Below are 5,000 nucleotides of genomic sequence, written 5' to 3'. Positions count from 1 at the left end.
TAACTTCGGGAGAAGGAGGCCCCGTTCGTGGGCAACCACGGGCGGGGGGCACAGACCAGGGGGTGGCGACTGTTTACTAAAAACACAGGTCTCTGCGAAGTCGCAAGACGACGTATAGGGACTGACGCCTGCCCGGTGCCGGAAGGTTAAAAGGAGAGGTGCAAGCCTTGAATTGAAGCCCCGGTAAACGGCGGCCGTAACTATAACGGTCCTAAGGTAGCGAAATTCCTTGTCGGGTAAGTTCCGACCTGCACGAATGGCGTAACGACTTCCCCGCTGTCTCCAATGCAGACTCAGCGAAATTGAATTCCCCGTGAAGATGCGGGGTTCCCGCGGTCAGACGGAAAGACCCCGTGCACCTTTACTACAGCTTCACACTGGCATCAGGTCAGCGATGTGCAGGATAGGTGGTAGGCTTTGAACCGGGGACGCCAGTTCCCGGGGAGCCATCCTTGAGATACCACCCTTCGCTCATCTGATGTCTAACCGCGGACCGTTATCCGGTTCCGGGACCCTGTGTGGCGGGTAGTTTGACTGGGGCGGTCGCCTCCCAAACAGTAACGGAGGCGCGCGATGGTGGGCTCAGACCGGTCGGAAATCGGTCGTCGAGTGCAATGGCATAAGCCCGCCTGACTGCGAGACTGACAAGTCGAGCAGAGACGAAAGTCGGTCATAGTGATCCGGTGGTCCCGAGTGGAAGGGCCATCGCTCAACGGATAAAAGGTACGCCGGGGATAACAGGCTGATACTGCCCAAGAGTCCATATCGACGGCAGTGTTTGGCACCTCGATGTCGGCTCATCACATCCTGGGGCTGGAGAAGGTCCCAAGGGTACGGCTGTTCGCCGTTTAAAGTGGTACGTGAGCTGGGTTTAGAACGTCGTGAGACAGTTCGGTCCCTATCTGCCGTGGGTGTAGGAGACTTGAGAGGAGTTGCCCCTAGTACGAGAGGACCGGGGTGAACGCACCACTGGTGGACCTGTTGTCGTGCCAACGGCAGTGCAGGGTAGCTAAGTGCGGACAGGATAACCGCTGAAGGCATCTAAGCGGGAAGCCCCCCTCAAAACAAGGTCTCCCTTGAGGGCCGTGGAAGACCACCACGTCGATAGGCCGGAGATGTAAGTGCAGCAATGCATTCAGTTGACCGGTACTAATCGCCCGACAGGCTTGATACGATCCAGTGGAAGAGAGGAACACCCTCCCACATGGTCGAAAGTCAGACCCAACACACCAGTAAAACATGGAAAGACAGTCATCGTGTAGAACGGCTTCCCCGTTGCGCAGCATCACGCTGTGCTCCGGTGGCAGCCGGTGTGTCTTGCCGGTTTGGTGGCTTTAGCGTGAGCGAAACACCCGATCCCATCCCGAACTCGGCCGTTAAGCGCCACAGCGCCGATGGTACTGCGTCTTAAGACGTGGGAGAGTAGGTCACCGCCAAACCTGTCAGACACACCAAACGCTCTCTTACGGTCTCAATCAAATACCAGACGGCACGCAGAAGCCGATACGGGGAAACCTTCCCCGTCACGCAGCACAAAACTGCAACTCTGCAAAAGCGTCGCGGGGTGGAGCAGCCCGGTAGCTCGTCAGGCTCATAACCTGAAGGTCACAGGTTCAAATCCTGTCCCCGCAACCATCGTTCTAAAATAATATAGCCGTTCAAGAGCCTCCCAAACGAGAGGCCTTTTTCGTGCCGCGCCCGTGAACGCAAGGTGACACGGTTCCCTCAGGTATAGGGTCGGTTCACATTTGTTTCGACAGATCGGTTCAAGTTCAAAGCCTGTCGAGCGGAGCCATTGCGGAGTCCGGGCGAAACAGCCGCTCGCAACGTTTGAGTGTTGCATAGACAGCCGGAGCCATCCCACCGAGCGATGTATGAGATCTGTGTGTATTGTAATTGATCTTCCAGTTTTCAATGATTTTTGCGCTTCTGAACCGCGCCGTGTTTGCCGGAGGCTTATTGATCGTAGTTGCGCGGCGACGTCTGATGTTTCCAGAGCTGCGTAGAAGTTTGCCTCGGCCTCAGCTGGCGGAATATTACTGATGGGTTCCAGCAGGCGGCGGTTGTTGAACCAATCCACCCATTCGAGTGTGGAGTATTCCACGGCATTGAAGCTGCGCGATGGTCCACGCCGGTGAATGACCTCCGCTTTGAACAGCCCGTTGTTCGTCTCGGCCAGGGTGTTGATGCTCCTATGTTTGTCAGTCGGCACGGAGGAGGTCAGGCGGCGCGCATAAATGGCGGTAGATTTCACGAATGATGTATCGCTTGATGCAACGCACTATCTCACGCCGGGTTTTACCTTCGGCAGTTCGACGCGTGGCATATACTTTTGTTTTCTCGTCATCCCGCATCCTCACGATGGCAACGCGGTAGATTGACGCGTTGGCCTGTCGGTTGCCGCCGCGGTTCAGGCGCATCCTGATCGTCTTACCGCTTGATGCAGGGATCGGGCAAACACCGTACATCTTGGCCAAGGCGGCTTCGGATTTGATGCGTTCGGGATTGTCGCGGACGAGGATCAGCATTTCCGCAACCGTTATGGTCGAGATGCCGTGTGAAGCCATCAGCGCTGGTGCTCTGCAACGAACCATGCGGTCAAGCTCCTGCTCATGAGCCTGTATCTCCGCATGCAAAGCCAACCATCGCCGGGCAACGGCGCGCATGGCGGCCTTTGCAGACGCCAAAGGCGATGAGACTTCGCCCGGCCGCATTGCTGCAACATGGCGAACCAAGCCGATCCGCCCCTTGATCTAATCCAGTGCATCGCGCAACTCAGCTGGAGCGTTGATGACCAATGTCTTCAGTGTGATCATTGCCTGACACTTTTCTTTCACGGCGCTGTCGCGGGCTATCTTGAGGTGGCGGATCATTTCTGATGATCCGTTCTGCGCCTTGGCCTGAGCGGTAGACTGGCCATTCAAAACTGACCGAGCCGCGCTCTCGGCATCAAGGGTGTCGGATTTGCCATGAAGATAGCGCAGCTGGCGATTTGGTCGCATGACATCCAGAACGACATGCCCCTTGGCGAGAAGATCCCGGGACAGACCAGCGCCAAAAGATCCGGTCCCTTCGATACCAAAAGCCTCGATGCGTCCGAGGCCTGACGCCCATGCCTCAAGTTCATGATATCCTCGGCGCGTCGTGGGGATCGTCTTGCCGCCCAAGCGTGCGCCTTGGGTGTCGATCGCGACAGCGATATGATTGTGTTTGTGGGTGTCCACACCAACGATGATGTCTTTCATGCCTGCCTCCGCTCACACTGGTCCAGGCAACGGTCAAAGCGGACAGGACTGTGAGGGTACGGGACCGTCAGGCATCTATGAAGTCACATCTCGCCCGCTGCCACGGCAACCTGACAGCCGACACGTCAACGCAATGACACGAAGTCAGTCGTAACAAGGGTCAGGCCATCAAGCTGCGATATCACATTCACAGTCGTAACTGTCGCCGACGCTGCCGACGGACGGTTCGGTCCCCGCTTCTGCCAGGCGCTCGGTGTAGCGAATGGACAGATATTGCGATCCGCGGACGCCCTTCTGTTTGTCAAGCGGCGATTTGGGTCTGGTTGATCTCCCTGTAACGGTCCCGGATCAGGGCGAAGACCTTCCGGGCGATGTAGCGTTTGACGCATCGGATGGCCTCCATTTTGGACAGGCCGTCTGCGATGCGCCGTTCGACATATTTCCGCGTCCGCCCGTCGCATCGCAGACGGCATATGGCGATGATATGCAGGGCGCTGTTGGCCGCTCGATCGCCGCCCCGGTTCAGCCGGTGACGGCTGGTTTTGCCTGACGAAGCCGGAACCGGACTGACGCCACACAGGGCGGCAAAAGCCGCCTCCGATTTCAGTCGCTCAGGGTTGTCACCGGCGGTGATCAGAAGTTGCGTCGCCGACCGATAGCCGATGGACTCCTGCTCCACGAGCTTCGGCGCCAGCCCATCAACGATGGCTTAAAGCGGTTTGCGTTTGATCTGAATCGAATTGGGATTCACAAGCCCGCCTTCGTCTGATTCACTTCTGTTTGGAGGTGGATCATGGGCAAACCTTACTCTTTGGACCTTCGGGAACGGATTTGCGCCTACGTCGCTAAGGGCAATTCGGCCCGTTCAGCGGGGCGGCTGTTCGGTGTGAGCGCAGCCACGGCGGTGCGATTGGCAGCGGAGCACCGTAAACACGGCACGGCGGTTCCCAAGCCGCAAGGTCGTACCGCCGGCCGGTTCGGCAAACTCGCCCCGCACCGGGACTTTTTGCTGGAGATCGTGCAGGCCGAACCGGACATCACGCTCAAGGAACTGGCCGCCGCCCTCGCAGAGACACATGGCGTGGAAGTACAGCTCTCCTCGCTGCACCGCGCGCTCGAACGCGCCGGACTGTCATATAAAAAAAGGACTGATCGCGGCGGAACGTGACCGACCGGCGTTGCTCCAGGCCCGCCGTGATTGGATCAAGCGCCGCCAGCCCCGTATGCGCGCGGAGCCGCACAGGCTGGTTTTTATCGATGAAACTGCCGTGAAGACGAACCTCACACGGTTGCGCGGTCGGGCCCCTGTCGGTGAGCGGCTTTATGCCGGGGCACCTTTTGGCAAATGGGGCACGCAGACCTTCATCGCAGGGCTGACGCAGGATGCCCTGATCGCACCGTGGGTGATCAAGGGAGCCATGAACGGTCCGGCCTTCGACACTTACATCGAAACCCAACTGGCCCCGGCGCTCGAACCCGGAACAGTTGTGATCCTCGACAACCTGTCCACCCACAAAAGCCCGCGTGCGGCACAAGCCCTGAAAGAGCGCGGCTGCTGGTTCTTGTTCCTGCCCGCATACAGTCCCGATCTCAATCCCATCGAAATGGCCTTCTCGAAGCTCAAAGCCCACCTGCGACGCATCGGCGCCAGAACCTTTGAAACATTGTTTCAGGCGCTCGGAGACATCTGCGATCTGTTCGACCCGCAGGAGTGCTGGAATTTCCTCAAAGCTGCAGGGTATGCCTCAGATTAAA

Annotated in this window: 4 protein-coding genes, 1 tRNA gene, 2 rRNA genes and 2 pseudogenes (1 of these 9 running past the window's edge); 4 read left to right on the top strand and 5 right to left on the bottom strand. The window is 58.1% G+C overall.

Annotated elements, in window-relative coordinates:
• From ACP15P_RS22945 to ACP15P_RS22935, 3 genes are all read left to right on the top strand, one after another.
• Nucleotides 1-1,174, top strand: a 23S ribosomal RNA gene (locus ACP15P_RS22945); it begins 1,667 nt to the left of the window's first position.
• A gap of 150 nt (nucleotides 1,175-1,324) precedes the next feature.
• Nucleotides 1,325-1,439, top strand: a 5S ribosomal RNA gene (gene rrf / locus ACP15P_RS22940).
• 119 nt (nucleotides 1,440-1,558) lie between these two features.
• Nucleotides 1,559-1,635 (top strand) — tRNA-Met (locus tag ACP15P_RS22935).
• 137 nt (nucleotides 1,636-1,772) lie between these two features.
• Here the strand turns inward: ACP15P_RS22935 and ACP15P_RS22930 are convergent.
• The 5 genes and pseudogenes from ACP15P_RS22930 to ACP15P_RS22910 all read right to left on the bottom strand — a co-directional run.
• Nucleotides 1,773-1,919: an integrase core domain-containing protein gene (locus ACP15P_RS22930; protein ID WP_424930758.1), complete on the bottom strand. Its 147-nt coding sequence runs from the start codon at nucleotides 1,917-1,919 to the stop codon at nucleotides 1,773-1,775.
• A gap of 53 nt (nucleotides 1,920-1,972) precedes the next feature.
• Nucleotides 1,973-2,185, bottom strand: a pseudogene (locus ACP15P_RS22925) (IS3 family transposase); the annotation flags it as partial.
• 16 nt (nucleotides 2,186-2,201) lie between these two features.
• The gene (locus ACP15P_RS22920) at nucleotides 2,202-2,666 is read right to left on the bottom strand and encodes a transposase (protein WP_424930757.1); all 465 of its coding nucleotides are present in this window, start codon (nucleotides 2,664-2,666) and stop codon (nucleotides 2,202-2,204) included.
• A gap of 87 nt (nucleotides 2,667-2,753) precedes the next feature.
• Entirely contained in the window at nucleotides 2,754-3,245 is a 492-nt protein-coding gene (locus tag ACP15P_RS22915) for an IS110 family transposase (RefSeq protein ID WP_424930756.1), read from the bottom strand.
• Nucleotides 3,246-3,546: 301 nt separating this feature from the next.
• Nucleotides 3,547-3,951, bottom strand: a pseudogene (locus ACP15P_RS22910) (transposase); the annotation flags it as partial.
• A gap of 87 nt (nucleotides 3,952-4,038) precedes the next feature.
• On the opposite strand from ACP15P_RS22910, the gene ACP15P_RS22905 reads away from it, so the two are divergent.
• Nucleotides 4,039-4,999 (top strand): IS630 family transposase gene (locus ACP15P_RS22905; protein ID WP_424926437.1). Its coding sequence is split into 2 segments (ribosomal slippage): nucleotides 4,039-4,383 and nucleotides 4,385-4,999, totalling 960 coding nucleotides; the frame shifts between segments, so codons are not numbered across the junction.
• Nucleotide 5,000: the final 1 nt, after the last annotated feature.

Source organism: Amaricoccus tamworthensis, assembly GCF_049800875.1.
Classification (GTDB): Bacteria; Pseudomonadota; Alphaproteobacteria; order Rhodobacterales; family Rhodobacteraceae; genus Amaricoccus; species Amaricoccus tamworthensis.
Note: the sequence above shows the minus strand (reverse complement) of the source record. Positions and strands in the feature narration are given on the sequence as shown.